The 16,287-nt window shown below is 46.9% G+C and carries 10 protein-coding genes and 2 pseudogenes; 6 read left to right on the top strand and 6 right to left on the bottom strand.

Going from position 1 to position 16,287, the window contains the following annotated elements:
• Window positions 1-527: pseudogene (locus NG795_RS20390) on the top strand (hypothetical protein); the annotation flags it as partial.
• A 753-nt stretch (window positions 528-1,280) separates the two neighbouring features.
• Here the strand turns inward: NG795_RS20390 and thrB are convergent.
• From thrB to NG795_RS20370, 4 genes and pseudogenes are all read right to left on the bottom strand, one after another.
• Entirely contained in the window at window positions 1,281-2,291 is a 1,011-nt protein-coding gene (thrB, locus tag NG795_RS20385; protein WP_367290478.1) for a homoserine kinase, read from the bottom strand.
• A 319-nt stretch (window positions 2,292-2,610) separates the two neighbouring features.
• A complete protein-coding gene (locus NG795_RS20380; RefSeq protein WP_367290477.1) occupies window positions 2,611-3,399 on the bottom strand; it encodes a hypothetical protein in 789 nt (262 codons plus the stop codon).
• Between the two features lie 227 nt (window positions 3,400-3,626).
• On the bottom strand, window positions 3,627-4,532 hold the full coding sequence (locus tag NG795_RS20375) for a pentapeptide repeat-containing protein (RefSeq protein WP_367290476.1): 906 nt from the start codon (window positions 4,530-4,532) through the stop codon (window positions 3,627-3,629).
• A gap of 479 nt (window positions 4,533-5,011) precedes the next feature.
• Window positions 5,012-5,398 (bottom strand): annotated as a pseudogene (locus tag NG795_RS20370) (DUF29 family protein).
• 491 nt (window positions 5,399-5,889) lie between these two features.
• Here NG795_RS20370 and NG795_RS20365 point away from each other — a divergent pair.
• The gene (locus tag NG795_RS20365; RefSeq protein ID WP_367290475.1) at window positions 5,890-6,312 is read left to right on the top strand and encodes a DUF309 domain-containing protein; all 423 of its coding nucleotides are present in this window, start codon (window positions 5,890-5,892) and stop codon (window positions 6,310-6,312) included.
• 104 nt (window positions 6,313-6,416) lie between these two features.
• On the opposite strand, the gene NG795_RS20360 is transcribed toward NG795_RS20365, so the two are convergent.
• Window positions 6,417-7,535 carry a redoxin domain-containing protein gene (locus tag NG795_RS20360; RefSeq protein WP_367290474.1) on the bottom strand — a complete coding sequence of 373 codons (1,119 nt, stop codon included), beginning with the start codon at window positions 7,533-7,535 and terminating at the stop codon, window positions 6,417-6,419.
• A gap of 412 nt (window positions 7,536-7,947) precedes the next feature.
• Window positions 7,948-10,443 carry a Calx-beta domain-containing protein gene (locus NG795_RS20355; RefSeq protein ID WP_367290473.1) on the bottom strand — a complete coding sequence of 832 codons (2,496 nt, stop codon included), beginning with the start codon at window positions 10,441-10,443 and terminating at the stop codon, window positions 7,948-7,950.
• Between the two features lie 1,108 nt (window positions 10,444-11,551).
• Here NG795_RS20355 and NG795_RS20350 point away from each other — a divergent pair.
• The 4 genes from NG795_RS20350 (at window position 11,552) to NG795_RS20335 (ending at window position 16,201) form a co-directional block, all read left to right on the top strand.
• A complete protein-coding gene (locus NG795_RS20350; RefSeq protein ID WP_367290472.1) occupies window positions 11,552-11,998 on the top strand; it encodes an LptA/OstA family protein in 447 nt (148 codons plus the stop codon).
• 149 nt (window positions 11,999-12,147) lie between these two features.
• Window positions 12,148-12,879: an LPS export ABC transporter ATP-binding protein gene (gene lptB / locus NG795_RS20345; protein WP_367290471.1), complete on the top strand. Its 732-nt coding sequence runs from the start codon at window positions 12,148-12,150 to the stop codon at window positions 12,877-12,879.
• 275 nt (window positions 12,880-13,154) lie between these two features.
• Entirely contained in the window at window positions 13,155-14,267 is a 1,113-nt protein-coding gene (locus NG795_RS20340) for an LptF/LptG family permease (protein ID WP_367290482.1), read from the top strand.
• Window positions 14,268-14,551: 284 nt separating this feature from the next.
• Complete coding sequence (locus NG795_RS20335; protein ID WP_367290470.1) at window positions 14,552-16,201, top strand: hypothetical protein; 1,650 nt, start codon at window positions 14,552-14,554, stop codon at window positions 16,199-16,201.
• Window positions 16,202-16,287: the final 86 nt, after the last annotated feature.

Raw genomic sequence — 16,287 nt, 5'->3', positions numbered from 1 at the left:
CGAGCGTACCTACCGTATTGAGTTCAAAATACATACTTACAAGTATCAGCCTGACTAAGTTTTGTCAGTCAACCAGCGCTGCTAGAGCAATCTTTCAGGAATATAAATTATCCGATGAAACAGACTGGGAAAGGTTAATCAATACCTACCAAGGCAATCCTCTTTGGTTAGCTGTGACTGCGATGATGATTCAAGAGTTATTTGCTGGTAAAGTGTCTGAGTTTCTCGAATGTGAAGGTTTAATTTTAGCCGATACTTTGCAATCGCAGCTAGAGCGACAATGGCAGCGATTAACCCAGATAGAACAGGCAATTATGATGCAGCTAAAGGATGAGAATCTGCCAGTGACTTTACCGCAAATTCTTAAAACAGTATCAAAGCACTCAATGAGTGCAACTTCAGATGTATTAACAGCAATTCAATCTTTGAAAAGACGCTTTTTAATGGATATGATAGAACAGGGAGAAGATAAATTTTTTAATCTGAATCTGGTCTATCAACAATATTTATCGCGCCGCTCATGCTGAGCCAATGAACATTTGAAAATTTTTGTGGATTCCCCCATCCGCAGGAATGACAATTTTTGATTTTCTAATATAAAGAAAAAAGAAAGCGGTTTTCTTTGTCTCAACTAATCGCTTTGGCTCGAATTAAGGGATATCCAACAAATAAACCGGGCAAAAATCTGAGAAAATTAAAAAGTCAGACCCTTGAGACTTATTATAAGGCAGATAGAATTAACAGAATTGTTGAAAAAACTATTGAAAGAAACAGCATCTCAATTGAAGGGAATGATTAGTTTATATGGTTTATAAAATCTAAAGAAACTAGGGATTATATAGTAAATATTTTACATTTTTTTGAATCCAGTAAAATCAAGATTTTCAGGTTGTAAAATTCTCTTGATAAAACAAGATGATGGCCTCGATAACAATTCACGACGAACTCGATTTATGAAGAGAATAGTTTAATTTGTGCAGGCCAATAAAATTAATTTGCGTCTGGCATATTATCCTCCATATCATAGTAAATATCATCCCCTCTTTGGAATGGCAGCCTTATTGCTGAACTCAAAACGGCTTTAAAATTCGCAAGAACTCTGACATATAATAGAAAAATCCCCCGGTTTAAATGGGGACGAAAACTTATAAAAAGGGAGTAAAGTTGACAAAACAAGAAATGAAAAAGATTGAACTCCAGCTAAATCGACTTACAAAAACTGACACCAAAAATTAGCCCAATCTAGGCAAATGGGTTGTAGATATTATCTATAATCCCGCTTAAGAGTTGACGATTTTATTTTGGGGAAATCCTTTAAGGGGAGATTTCGCTTCCACACTCACCGACCCTCGCTGATCAATTTGGACAGATTGCGCCTGGGACTTGATTCCGGCTTTCTGCCATGCTTCCACCATTGCGATCGCCACATCTGCGGACTGCCCTTGAGAGGATAACGCCAACAGGGTAGGACCCGCACCACTAATGGTCAACCCGTAGGCTCCCGCATTTAAAGCCGCTGCATGAACCGCATCATAACCGGGAATCAAATTTTTGCGATAGGGCTGATGGAGGCGATCGCTCATGGCAACGCGCAACCATTGACCATTGTTAGTGGCTAATCCCCGCAGGAGTAACCCCAAATGGGCGGTATTGTAAATCGCATCCGCCCGGGTGTAGTGGGTTGGCAGGACCTGGCGCGCTGTTTCTGTCGCCAACTCAAAATCCGGAATCGCCACTACTGGGACAATTTCTGAATGCCAGGGAACGTCACAGATTTCCCAACCGGGGCGATCGGTTGCCAATTCTTCCGGAGTCGATGCCGCCAGACGACATCCCCCGAGTAAGGCGGGAACGACGTTATCGGGATGCTTTTCCATGTCGATCGCCAGATCCACCAGTTGTAGTGGAGTCAGGGGTTTTCCGGCGAGGTGATTGGCGCCCATTAATCCACCGGCGATCGCCGTTGCGGAACTTCCCAGTCCTCGCGCTAGGGGAACTCCAAGTTCTATCTCGATTTCTACCGGCGGAGGGGATTGGCCGAGATGGGCGTAGAATTTAGCAAAGGCTTTATAGACCAGATTCGTCTCATCAGCAATCACGCGATCGGCTTCTAACCCCTTGACGAGAATCTGAAGCGTTTTTTGATCCGGTGTGGATGGATTGAGGGCGATCGCTGAAAATTTAAACTGGTTGTACAGGGTCAATGCGGCCCCAAAACAGTCAAAACCCGGCCCGAGGTTAGCAGTGGTGGCCGGAACGGTAACGGTAACGGTGGAGTGGGTAGAAGACATCAAAGGTTTTAAGGGAGTACGTTTCGTCGGTTCAGAAAAAAGCTAAAAGTTTTCGAGGGCGTCAGTTCAGTATTAAATCCGGAGGACAAAAAACCCGGTTTCTGTTCCTAATGGGTGGCTTATGAGCAAAAATTTTGTAAAGAAACCGGGTTTCTAACCTTTGGCAAAATCTAACTCCCCCCCTGACCAAGGAAGGGTTATTGGGGGTGGGTTTAGAGGAATTTTGCCAGAGGTCTAAGGAAATAAAAGTCAAAGTTCCGCGCCTGAGAGGATGAGGATTTGCAATTTCTTATCTTGACATTTAAGGGGGATGGCTGATTTAAAATTTTCGCTTTTTTTGTTCTTTATCCAAGACTAACGCGCCCACCCAAGCCAGGAAACCGATCGCCACGGGAAAGGATGCTTTTCCGATCGCCCAAAATAAAATGGCCCCACAGATTACCACAAAAGCCGTCATTAATGCATCAGGCACGACTACTTTTTTCTCGTTGGGGGTCGCCGCTAGAATTTGCACCCAGGCATAGCCGACTCCCACTACTGCAATCCAGGCAGAATTGGCGATTCTGTGGGATAAAGCGGGTTCCTCCAAGACGCCTATCCAGGTTTGCGCGGCGATGATTCCCCCCCAGGCTAAAACCGTAGCCCCGGCCCCAGCTAAATAGAGAATATCAAGTTGGACGGCCCCTAACTTTTTGAGGAGGAAGCGGAAGAGGTAATGACAGGCGATCGCCACCAGCAAAGCCGCGAGGGTAACCAAGAACGACTGGACCCCGAACAGGGCCGTTTCTTTGGCCGTAACTCCACGCCTAGCAATGGCCCAAATCCCTGCGAGTAGAAATGCTCCCACCCCAGTTACCGCACTGACCCCAATGATAGTTTTAGCGAGGAACTTGAGGGTAAATTCAATCACGCATCCCCGTCGATTTCCTAGGGAGAGTAATGAACTGTTGGCAATATGCTGGGCGATCGGCCAAAACAGGACCAATCCAGACGGTATCAATAACGCTAGTTTCCAGGTTACGGAGTCGAGTCCGACTACCACCCAACCCCATACTGCCCCCAGAGCCACAACCAGGGAGAGTCCAAGAAGAAAGAGCGAGCGTTGCATCCCCATTGGGTAAATCGCAGGTAGTTATGAGTTTTCCATTGTTAAAGGATTTTATCGCATTTATTCTGGCGCGCCCAAAAATCTCTGAGAACCATCCCCAGAGTTCGGATACCTCATCCAGGGAATGACCCGTCAGGTATCGGGACTATTGTGGCGATCGGGGATGCTGTTCAACGGCTCCACAGCGGGGGAATCCCCCGCTTGCGGCTTAAACCTCTTGGAGTTAACTAACTCATCGGCGCACTCACGACTCGCTCGGATTCATAGCTGGAACTGCCGCCGGTGGTTAAATAAAAGTAGCGCCTCGTCAGTTCAGGTAAAACCGCATCGGCAAAATTCGCGCCCTCCACATTCGTTCCCACCAAGGTGGCATGACTCAGATCCGCTTCTACCAATTCCGCCCGATTTAAAGAGGCCCAATTTAAGTTAGCTTTCTGGAGAGAGGCTCCGGTTAAATTGGCTCCACTGAGGTCCGCCCCCATTAAACTCGCCGATCGCAAGGTGGCATAAGCCAGATTAGCCGCAATCAGGTTCGCACCCTCTAAATTAGAGTTACTTAGTTTAGCTTGTTTGAGATTGATGCCATTCAGATTGACCCCATTCAGGTCCACCCCGTTTAAATAGGCTCCCTCTAAGGTAATGCCGTTTAAATTCGCACCATAGAGCATCGCACCGCTGAGTCGGGCACAATTTAGGATGGCCCAACTGAGGTTGGTCCCTGTGAGATTGGCCGCTCGCAGATTCACCCATTCCATATTGGCCCCAGACAAATTTGCACTCCGCAGGTTAGCGCTTCTGAGGTTCGTGCTATTGAGGTTCGCCGCGCTGAGTTTGGCTCTGGGTAATTTGGCTTTAACTAAGATTGCACCGGAGAGCGCCGCTTTGGTCAGATCCGCATCCATCAATTTAGCGTTTTCCATCTTCGCATAGCTCAGATTCGCCCATTGCAACGCCGCCTTACTCAAGTCAGCTTTAGTCAGATTTGCCCGACTCAAATTCGTTCCCCGCAGCACTGCATGGCTGAGATTTATGCCGCTTAGGTTGGTTCGGCTGAGATCGGCTCCACTCAGGTCCACCCCAGAAAAGTCCCTCTGACCCATTTCATACTGTTCAAGTAGTTCGCTAACGTTCATACGATTCATTGCTCCCTCGATTGTTGTGACAAGCTCGGCTCTCTCAACGTTTTTGTATTAGGACGTGGTTTAGGGTGGGCTAGGATCAGCAGAATGATATAAAAATTTAACGCTCAGACCTATTCTGCTTTAAGCCATAAATGGATGACTGCCCAAAAAATAAAATAATTTATTCATATTGTCATTGTACGCTTAAAGAATGCCAGCTCGTAATAAGTTTTGTTCCAAGAATTCTCGGAATCGGGCTGGCACTCAGGTCGCGTTGTAGTCCGGTCCAAGTCCTGCCAATCTCTAGGCCGGATTTTCCTAACGGAGAGTAGAAGTGCTTATTCCCTGAAACCCGAAACCGGGGGCGATGAGCTTTATTTGCAGAGGGTTGTGTCATTGAGTCCAGGATTCATGGGAGATTGATACCTGAGTATCCCATTGCTGCGATCGCGTTTTCCCCAGGGACAGAAAAAGTCCGTAGATTTGCCGACTTATTCTGATTCGGCTGCCATTAAACCCAAGGCGCGATCGATAATTTCTGCGCGATTTACTTTGTCTTCTAACTCCCTTACCTCGTAACGCCCTTCTTCCACTTCTAGGGACGCTTCATCAAGTGCATTAATATAGGCTTCTTCTACCGTTTCCAGTAAATCTTCCCCACTCAAGTAATAACCCCCTGATTTCCGCCGCTTGTTTTCCCGTTGAATTTCCCGAACTGAATTGCGAATCGACACCTCCCAAGACCGATTAGACCGATTTTCGACTTGCTGCTTAATCAGATGGAGCAGTAAAATCACCGCCTAACTGCGAATAGTCTTGATAATGTCTTTTCGTCCCATTTCTGTCAATTCTTCAACCCGTTCTAAAGAGCCTTTAATATCGCATTGGAGGAGTTTTTATGTGAGTTCTAACAGTTCTTCCATAGGTCAAATGATGTTGGGGTAGGATTTGAGGATTGTGAGGTCATTGTCAGTTTATGATGCAAAACTAAAATATCGGTTGATTTTAAAATAACCATCGCATATTCTTTCCCTTGTGACAGGGATGAATGGCTTCTAGGGCCGTTTTGTCAAAGGGCGATCGCATCCCTGCTGCCTAGATTAGGATATTTCTGGTGAAAAATACAACATTGGCTCAACTATTGCGACCCATCCTCCCGTCTCAGAGAAAGTTTAACAGGTCAAGAGCCAAAATCATATCGGGGAACGTTTAATGGGGGACCGACTTTGGCTGGGGGTGGCTCCTACTTGGGGAGGGCCTGTTCAGCGATCGCCTGATGCAGTAAACTACAAAAATAGGCGCTCCATTCTGCGAACCCCTGTAGCATGGAGCGCCTATTTTTGGGGTTAAATTTATAGAATTAAATACCATGACAGAGGCGATTCCTGAAGAGTTTTGGCAAGCTGTAGACCAGTTTAATGCTCAAGATTTTTATGCCTGCCACGACACCTTAGAAGCGTTATGGATGGATGCAGTAGAACCGGACAAAAAATTTTATCAAGGGGTTCTACAGATTGCCGTATCGCTTTATCATCTAGGGAATTTGAACTGGCGAGGCGCAGCGATTTTATTGGGAGAAGGAATGAACAAATTGGGATATTATTCTCCAGATTATTATAACATAGATATCGATAAATTAATCACAGAAAGTCAACAAATTTTAGTAAATTTGCAGGAGTCAGGTCCTGACAATGTGGCGGAGTTCGCACAGCAGTTATTTACTTCGGACGGCCTAAAAGAAGGGGATGAAATCGCCAGATTGCAAGTCCCTAAACTGGTGAAAATTATCTAATTGGGGAAGACAGTAGCGCTAAGAAAAACAGGGTTTCTTGACAAAGTTTGCAACAATCAGCCAAAAATAGTGTCAAGAAACCCGGTTTTTTGACCCTTTTATCTTTAGACAGAGACTGCACTTTGTTGAGTCGCTTGTTGATAAGCAGCGCGATGGCGTGCTTCTTCTTCCCCATATAAAAAGCTTAATAAAGCAAAGCGTCGTCCGCCGATGACATCGGTTGCTTCGTGGAGTAAACTACAGGAAAATATCACCGCGCTGCCGGTGTTGGGACGATATAAATGGGGACCATATTCGGGAAAACGTAGACAACCGCCTTCATATTCTCCCGCATTGAGATTAATAGTCATGGCAAAGACGCGATGTGCAGTTCCAGGAGTGGTATTATCGCGGTGCGGTCGGAAAAACCCACCTTTGCTGCTGTCATAGCAAACAATCCGAAAATCTTCGATGCGGGTGGCATGAAAGTGATGTGCTTTCCATATTTCGGGGGTAACTCGACTCCCTAAAAGATATTTGATCCGCTCTTTGAGTGGACTGGGTTGGATAAAATGGTCGCGCCTAATTTTGTGTTTGTTATCCATTAAGGCAACGGTTTTTCCATCGACTTGCCGCATAAAACCAGATTCCCCATTGTCGGTATGCCAGAGTTCAATGAGTTGCTGGCATAATTCGGGGTCTAAAACATTGGGAATGAGTAAAACCGGCGCTTGTTGTAAAATTTGGCGTGGTTCTTCACTGAAAAGTAAAGGTTTAACATCAGTTAGTAACTGTTGAGCGTGAGTAAAGGGGTCGAAGTTGGGATAAATTTTAATCACGCGATAGTTCCTGTCGGTGATGAAAGTCGTATAGGTGGAGGTTAAAGAGGTGGTTCCATAGAGGTTAGTTTCTCCGGTTACATTATAAGCGCTGCTAACTTGCCGATCGCCATCCGAAAGAATCGGAAACGTTAATCCATATTGAGTGGCGATCGCCTGATGTAACTCTACGGAATCTGGACCGATCGCCACGCATTTTAGACCGAATTGACGATATTGGGATTGCACCTGCTGCAATCCCGATAGAAGTGTAGTACAATCCATACGAATCGCACTGGGGAAAAAGCAAATAATCATCGGTTTTCCCAGGAAATTAGCGATTTCCTTCACCTCCCCAGTTTGGGATGGCAAATTGAAGGCGGGAATGCGATCGCCAATTGATAAATGAACCGATTCAATGCTCATTAATCTGAACCCCTCTCACTCTCTGGTCAATAAATACAGTTAAGGCCGTTGGCAGTATTGTTTGTAAGAACGCTTGAGTCACGGATTTTAGGCGCTAGGGAACTCAAAAAAATAAAACCCGCAAAACGTTCGTAGTAACCCCTTCAGGGGTTTCTTTAAAGATGACTCGGTGAAGGAGTCACTACGAACGTTTGGAGGATGTATTTCTTGGAACCCCCCTAGTGCAAATAGTGCTACCAGATTATCCCTGTATCCCGGGAGAAAACCGGAAAAAGTACCCCAAGTTCTCCGAGAAAACTTGGGGAAATCGTTGGACTCAAAAACCTCCCTTTACCCTGATTGAGGACATGAAAAAAGGACAAGGTATTGCCTTGTCCCGACCTTCATAATTTCTGATAAACCCTGTAATTACTTAGACCACCCAAGTTGCTAAATAGGCATCCGTTCCTCCTAATGGATTGGGATTGATGGCAGTGGATGTGGTGGCAACCCCGGGATTATTAACGGTTCCAAAAATCACCGCGCGATCGCCTGCCACAGCAAAAGAATTGACCGTTCCCGAGGACCCATTGAGATCGCCAGATGCAGTTAACGGCGTCCAGAATTTGCGGGTGGTAAAATCTGCGGAGACTGCCAACACTGCCATTTCACCCTGGGTATAATTCCCCACCGGAGCCCCGTTAATGGTTTTTAAATTCCGGTTTTGGAGAGAGGCAGCAGCACCCCCACCAATGTAAACATTTCCGGATTCATCGACAGCGATGGAATTAGGATCGAAACTATTGGCATTGCCATTACTCAGGCGCGTGGCGATAAATTGACCCCGGTCGATGATGCCGGTATTGCTATCAATTTTAGCAAAAAAGGTAAATGCTCCACTGCCAGCGCCGGATAAATTATTATACTGGTCTTGCTGAATTAACCGACTGCCAAGGTTCGTAGTAATCGTATTTTCATCCCGAGTAAAAACATTATTTCCGCCATCCGTTTTCCCGAGGAAATAAAGAGTACCATCATCAGCAATGGTCAGACGTTCTCCCCGAGTATCTGCTCCTAAATTTTGGGAGGTGACTTCAGTGGCACTGTAATCCCAGGTATTCCACAGGAGATTTAAGTTGGTATCAAATCCGCGAATAAAAGGGGTTTGCAAGTCAGTGGAAACTTGATTAAATCCGGTGACATAAACCTGATTATTCAGGGGATTGATGGCAATATCCGAGGGACGAATATCCGTACCCGTTAAGGTTGTAGAACCGAGGGAAGTGCCAGTCGCACTCCAAAGGGTGACCGTATCTGTGGCAATGTTTAAGGTGGCGATCGCACCATTATTGGCGATCGCGACCCGATCCACCATTCCCGGTTGGGACCAGAGAAGATTAGTGCCGGTACTGTCAAATACTTTAATCCCAAAATCCCCGGCAGTGACAATTTCTCCACTGTTGCGATCGATATCTAAATCCTTGACAGTTCCGCCTAAATTAATTTGGGACAAAAGAGTATCCCCGCGCTCAGAAAATCGCATGAGTTGCGCCGTCCCGTTTAAATTACCCGCAACGGTAATGGCGCGATCAATGGGAGAAATTCGCACAGCACTCGCTTCATCATTTCCAGAACCTCCGAGATAGGTTGCCTGGGTGAGTTCTAAATTATTGAGATTATCATTGTCAAGAATTTCCACAATAGCGGTATTTTGAGTTCCCAATACTGCACCACCCGCGAGATTTCCGAGGGATAAATTGAGGGTTTCTGTAGGTTCAACTGCGCTATCATTGATGATGGTAATCGGGACGGTTTTAGGGGTAGTGTCTCCTGCGCCAAAGGTGATGGTGATCGGTTCATTGATGTAATCGGCGGGTGCAGTTGCTGTTCCATCGCTAAGGATCACATCGGCAGTGATTGCGCCATTGCTGCCACCCGTGCGAACAACGCTGACAGAGGCGATCGCCGTTCCATCTTCTCTTACTGTAAAGATCGGCGCACTAAATCCCACCGCGCCTGGTGTGAGTTCCGGTGTGGGTTCCGGTGTGGGTTCCGGTGTGGGAGTGGGTTCAACAATGGGGTCTGGTGTGGGTTCCGGAGTGGGAGTGGGTTGCGGATTAGAGATTCCGACAGATGGCGTGGGTGCAAAAACAATTTCTGGAGCAGAAGAAGAGGGGGGAGAAAGGGAGATAAAATCATTCCGCTCTACGGTGGCGAAATCCACTCCATTTAAGATAGCTAAATAGTCAGCGGTGATTCTATCTTGAATGATGGTATGACTAGAATAAGCACCTGTCCCCTGAAAAATATGCAAGTCTTCAAATGCGAGTCCACCCTCTAGGTAAATGCGATCGAGATTGTTTTTAAAATCCATAATCCAGTCCGCTTCTGGCAAGTTGGCGCTGCCGGTGGACCGAAAACCGGACACATCATCTCTCCTGGCCAGTTCAAAGACATTATTGCCACTGCCACCCGTTAAGGTATCCGCACCCAAATCCCCATGAAGGGTATCATCTCCTAAATCTCCAAATAGGAAATCATTTCCCTGACCCCCTCGCAAGACATCATTCTCTTGTCCCCCATGAAGGGTATCATTGCCTTGGTTGCCATTGATGATGTCATCTCCCTGATTGCCATTAATAAAGTCATTTCCTTCTAATCCGAAAATGCGATCGTCTCCATCCAGTGCGAGAATAAAATCCGCCTGATGAGTCGCCACCACCCCCTCGGCATTTTCTGTTAGAAAGTAAGCGGTATTGTATCCGGCGATCGGTTGACGTCCTTCCTGTTTTCCGTGTCGTTGAAAATGTTCTAATCCCGAGGTGAACATCCCCGTCTCTACCGCAACTTTTACGTCGGGATTAGCCGTTAAATAGTCCGTCTCATTTACCAGGACGGTAAAGGTATTTAAGTCTAAAAATTCTTCCACGGGACTCCCTCCAGTTCAACTTTAATGAGTGCTATTACAGGTCCAAAAATTGCCTAATTTACAGCCCACTTTTAGGCAATAGCTGGATAAAATTCAGGATTTTTGCAATCCTATCCTGTCTAGCTGTTGCATCTTTTTATAGTTAGCTTTTCAAGAGTTATAATAATTTTCCGGCAAAATTCAGGAAGGAATTCAACCTAAACTTAAAAATTAGAGTTTCAGATTCAAGTTGGGATTAGTGGTCAAAACCACGGGAAATATTAAACCATCAGCCCCACAAAAACTCACTTTGTCTCGCAAGTAAGTTCTACTGAGCCGATCTTCTCGTGAATTGCATTCATGTTTTTAAACGGTTTAATGGTGACAGTAAAAATTTTACATTTTTATCCCTTGTTGGGACTTGATTGCCCGAAGAGAGGGGAAATATTGAGTCAAATATTTGTAAAAATTAGCCCTACATTGCTGGAGGAGAGAATAATGGGTAATGAATTCCGAGTCTCCCTGTTATTAGGATAATCAAAAATTTTTGGTTTTTTATCGGGGATAATACTTAAGTTTTTAAAGAATTAGATACGTTAAATTAAATTTATAGACCAGAAAATCAAGGGGATTATAAAATTTTCCAATCCCGAAGTTAAAATCCGGAAAGATTACCCGGAGGCCATTACGGCGAAGGGAAAAAGGCCGCTCCCGGAGGGGTGAAGGAGGAAAAGTCAGCCTGGATTTTTCCTCCTTGATTCTTAGCGAAAATCACCTAATTCCTAGGAGTAAATCCCCCTTTAGAGAGATGTTTTAGGCTATTGGGCGGAATAGTGGATCCGGGTAGGGTGAAAAGGGGTCACAACCGCTTAGGAGACGGAAAGACGGTGGCCCTTAATCCAGAGGGAGATAAAGTTTGGTAAAATCTTGTCCTAGTCAAGGCTTCCGAAACTTCGGAAGACTCAAAACAGTCAAACATCAAGCAGAATGGAGGCTACAGAAGTTGCCCTCCGATGCGATCCGGATTACGGATTGGTAGGATTGGCTAAACTACCAATAGAAGATGGCAGAACTCCATCTACATCCTCTTGCGAATGTGCTTACCGTGCCTATACCAGTGAACTCAGCTATGATCCCCTCTGTCCGCTTAAGTTCCTCACATTTATTGCTTCGCCTCGGGTTGGCATTGATGATGCCAGTCGCTTTGTCGAGCGTTGTTGCTATGCCGAGTTATCCGCAAACACCGAATACCCCGCAGGACAACCGTGCCTTGCGAGTGCGATCGGATATGCAAGAATCTGACTCCAGAACCGGGATTATCACGGCACGCGGCAATGTCCGCATCAACTATCCTGCGCGAAATATGCAAGGGACCGCAGCCCAAGCCCAGTTTTTTAGCCGAGAGCAACGCATCGTGCTCAGTGGTAATGCTTATGTGATCCAAGATAACAACAGCATTCGGGGAGAAACGATTACCTATCTTTTGGATGAGGGCCGATTTATTGCCCTTCCGGAAGACAACAAACAAGTGGAGTCGATTTATTTCCTACCGGATGGGACCACCCCTGGACTCTAAGGGAGAGGATGGACTCCGGAACAGTTAAAAATGCTTAAGAAGGAGTGGTTCACAGGCGATCGCCTGTTCCGTAACTCCTTCTCTCCTATCGGGGAAAACACTGCTCCGTTTGTAGAGATTAGCCCTTAGTCCCAAGAGGATGGTCCCGAGTGAAAATATGGTTGGAGAATATTCACAAATCCTACGGCAAGCGCGCCGTCGTCAACCGGGTGAGCCTTTCGGTTTCCCAAGGGGAAATTGTCGGTTTGCTCGGTCCCAATGGTGCCGGAAAAACCACCACCTTTTATATAGTGACGGGACTAGAAAAACCCACCGAGGGGAAAATTTGGCTCGATAACGTAGATATTACCCCGTTATCCATCCAAGACCGCGCTCGCTTAGGAATCGGCTATCTGGCTCAAGAACCGAGCATTTTTCGGAATCTGACGGTCCAAGATAACATTTTGCTGGTTTTGGAACAAACTAAAGTCCCGCCTTGGCAGTGGCAACAGCGGCTGAATACGCTACTGCGAGAGTTTCGTCTACAAGTTGTCGCCCATACCAAGGGCAAAAACGTCTCGGGGGGAGAACGCCGCCGGACTGAAATGGCAAGGGCCTTAGCCGTACAGGGCGAGGGTCCTACATTTTTGCTGTTAGATGAACCCTTTGCTGGGGTTGACCCGATCGCCGTGTCGGAAATGCAGGAAATCGTTGCCAAACTCCGCGATCGCCAGATGGGGATTCTGATTACCGATCATAATGTCCGCGAAACCCTCGCCATCACTGATCGCGCCTACATCATGCGGGATGGACAAATTCTGGCATTTGGCACCCCCGAGGAACTCTCGACCAATCCCCTGGTCCGACAATATTATCTCGGGGAAAATTTTACGCTATCTTAAAATTAGCTCAATCTCTGTTCAATCTCGCTTTTTTATTTAAAAATTACCGATGTAAATTCCCATTCATCCCCAAAATAGCAGGATGTAATTCTCATGAGTTGAAAATAACCGAGGGATTTTCCTTCATTTTAATAATTAAAGTTAGGGTTCATGCAGTCCCTCCTCCGGACTGCTAAACACTGCCATCGCATCAACTCCTCCTCACACTTACAATGATCTCCAATTCATTAAAATCTTTTCAATCCTTCAGTTGGTGGCTGTTGCGAGGCTCGGTGATGGATCGCTATATCGCCCTTGAGTTAATTGGGCCGTTTCTGTTTGGAGTCGGCTCATTTTCTTCCGTAGGGGTGGCGATCGGGACCTTATTTGACCTCGTGCGTCGCGTCACTGAAAAAGGTTTACCGATAGAAATTGCCGTCCAAGTTTTCCTGTTAAAACTACCGGATTTTATCGTTCTAGCCTTTCCCATGTCCGTATTACTCGCTACCTTGATGGGGTATTCCCGGATGTCCGCCGATAGCGAAATCGTGGCCTTACGCAGTTGTGGGGTGAGCGTCTATCGATTGGTCGTCCCGGCGATCGCCTTGAGCTTTTGCGTCACCGGATTAACCTTTGCCTTTAATGAACTGATCGTTCCGGCAGCTAACTATCAGGCGACCATTACCTTACAACAAGCGATGAATCAAGAGAGACCCTCTTTTCAAGACCGGAATATTATTTACACAGAATTTGACCGGGTAACCCAAGAGGATGGGGACCGAGTAACGGTGATGAAGCGCCTGTTTTATGCAGAAGAGTTCGATGGGGAACGGATGAAAACCTTAACCATTCTCGACCGTTCCCAAATGGGATTAAATCAAATTATTTCAGCAGAATCGGCAATTTGGAATCCCAAAGAAAATACCTGGGATTTTTTTAATGGAACTGTTTATTTAATCGCTCCCGATGGCTCTTATCGCAATATTGTCCGGTTTGAACATCAAGAACTCCAACTCCCTCGCACTCCTTTAGATTTAGCCTCCCGAGGGCGAGATTATGGGGAAATGAGCATCAAGCAATCCAAGGAACGATTGGAAATTATTCGCTTCGGAGGGAGTGAAAAAGATATTCGGGAGTTAGAGGTCCGGATTCAACAAAAATATGCCTTGCCCTTTGTCTGCGTTTTGTTTGGGTTAATCGGGTCTACCTTGGGACTCGGCCCCCGTCGTGCCAGTAAAGCAACCAGTTTTGGGATTAGCATTATTATTATCTTTGGCTACTATTTAACGGCCTTTCTCGCCAATGCTTTGGGTCAACTGGCTATTCTCTCTCCCTTTATGGCCGCTTGGTTGCCGATGGCGCTCGGGTTAGTGATAGGCGGATTTTTGCTGGTGCGGGCTTCACGATAAACAGGGGTTGATGGTAGAGGGACACCCTCAGAGCTGGGTGAGAGCCGGGGCGATCGCCCTGGCTCTCATGGTGTTAATGCTGAAACTGATTAATAATCCTGATGACCCTTATAAATAAGGCTTCATCAATCGATTTAAGCACTATAATAAAAAGTAGAGAATCTTTATAAAAAAAAGTTTATCCCGAACTGATTCCTTCGCCTCTAAAGTGCGACTATTCTATAATAAGCAACGTTAGAGCAGTTCATCCCTCTGCCTTGTCCATTAGCTCGGCATTAAAAGCTATGTCACACCCTAACCCCACCTCTCCTACGGTCCGCAAAATCCGAGCGCAGTTAAGACATTACACGCGACCCTTCGTGTGGGGTTCGGTGCTGATTCTGGGACTGTTAACCCTGTTGATCTGGGAGTTTTCCCACAATCCAGAACAGTTTTATCTGTTTAGCCTAGAAGATGATGAGGAGATGGAACTCGGCAATGAGCCAGAGGGAGGGATGGGGATTTCCCCAGAAGACAGTGCGATCGCCGCAGATATTGATAGTTCGGCGGTGTTGCTCAATGATTTGAACCAGATGCAGCAGCCTGCGCCCATTCCACTGCCTACCCCGAGGAACTCTAACCGGAGGTCTCCTTCAACGCGATCGCAACCGACCCCCCTACCCTCCTCGACTAACCGGGGTTCAGCGGGCCCGCAGGACGCCACTCAAAACGGGGAAGATCTATACAATCTGCCAGAGCTCTCTCTTTTACCCTCAGCGGATAATGGGACCTCTGAACCGGAAGCGTTACCCGAGGTCAGCATTCTCGGAGTGCCTACCCCTCCAGCAAATAGCAATGGGACCCCCCCAACCCCCGGGAATCGCTTGGGAATTTATTCCGGTCGCGTTAATAATTTTGAGACCCCAGACTTGACCCGATTGCCGGTGAGTCCCTTGCAATCAGCAATGGATCGCTTGTATTCTCCCAACAACTCGACCAGCGGCGATCGCAACCCTGACAATCCCGCAGCGAGTCAAGGGGGAGACTCTACCCCCCAAGCAGGATCTAATCAAGGAAGTGCTGCTGGAAATCGCCCCAACGCCACCCAAAATACCGCCAACTCCGGGTCCCAAACTTCACCGACTCCCTCGGGAAACACCCCTCAACCAGCGCCAACCCCTAACGGCACTCCCCAAAATGGGGCTAATCCCTCTCGAAACCCCATTGCACCGGGGCCAAATAACCCTTACGGTACACCCTTAACTTCCCCGAGTCCCTACGGAAACCAGCCTCAACAGACCCCAACGCCTAACAGCACCCCGGGGAATCTCCCCAATTCCTACGGAGTCCCGGGGTCCGTTTCAAATCAGCCGTCCGTGAATCCGAACCTGCAACTCACCCCGAGATTGCCGGGAGAAATGAGTCCTAACTATACCCTCGATTACTCGGAGGATTACAACAATCCGAACAACTATCAACCCCTTCTCTCTACCCCTCCAATTCCTAATTCCAACCCCACCAATGCTTATGATTATTTATTGCGATTGCGAGGTGAACAAGTCCCCTTGGCTCCAATTGCACCCACCGCTGCTCCCCAAGCACCGAGTAATCTGGGCACTGCTACGGACCTAATCCCCAACTCTTCGATCTATCAGTCTCCCAGTAATCAACCTGTGGGCAATTCTCCTTCGGTTTCCCCAGGAGTTCAACCCCTAAATCAACCCAATAATCTCCCCAGTCCCTCCCCCCTCAATCCCGCCAGCAATGTACCGATCTATCAACCCTTAAATCCCCCCTCGGTTCCGTCTCCTCAAATGGACAATTCCGGACTTAATCTCAACCGAGAGACTCCAGGAGTGCAACCCATTCAAACGATTCAGCCGTTTTCAGTCCCCAATTCCGTTCCCGGTCGCCATATTGGAGGCGGTGAGATTAATACCTTCTCCAATCCCTAGTCCAGGATTGCACTACAGGTTAGAAACCGGGTTTCTGATCACAGTTTCTGCCCACAAAGCCATCCATCTATGACAGAAACCCGGTT

The organism is Laspinema palackyanum D2c (genome assembly GCF_025370875.1).
Classification (GTDB): domain Bacteria; phylum Cyanobacteriota; class Cyanobacteriia; order Cyanobacteriales; family Laspinemataceae; genus Laspinema; species Laspinema palackyanum.
This window is presented reverse-complemented; position numbering and strand designations above follow the sequence as displayed.

Bases quoted from the DNA above. Each gene is read 5' to 3' on its own strand.
- thrB (WP_367290478.1), bottom strand. From the start codon at position 2,291: ATGTCTTCTACCCACTCCACCGTTACCGTTACCGTTCCGGCCACCACT.
- NG795_RS20365 (WP_367290475.1), top strand. From the start codon at position 5,890: ATGACAGAGGCGATTCCTGAAGAGTTTTGGCAAGCTGTAGACCAGTTT.
- NG795_RS20340 (WP_367290482.1), top strand. From the start codon at position 13,155: ATGGATCGCTATATCGCCCTTGAGTTAATTGGGCCGTTTCTGTTTGGA.
- NG795_RS20360 (WP_367290474.1), bottom strand. From the start codon at position 7,535: ATGAGCATTGAATCGGTTCATTTATCAATTGGCGATCGCATTCCCGCC.
- NG795_RS20335 (WP_367290470.1), top strand. From the start codon at position 14,552: ATGTCACACCCTAACCCCACCTCTCCTACGGTCCGCAAAATCCGAGCG.
- NG795_RS20375 (WP_367290476.1), bottom strand. From the start codon at position 4,532: ATGAACGTTAGCGAACTACTTGAACAGTATGAAATGGGTCAGAGGGAC.
- NG795_RS20350 (WP_367290472.1), top strand. From the start codon at position 11,552: ATGATCCCCTCTGTCCGCTTAAGTTCCTCACATTTATTGCTTCGCCTC.
- NG795_RS20380 (WP_367290477.1), bottom strand. From the start codon at position 3,399: ATGCAACGCTCGCTCTTTCTTCTTGGACTCTCCCTGGTTGTGGCTCTG.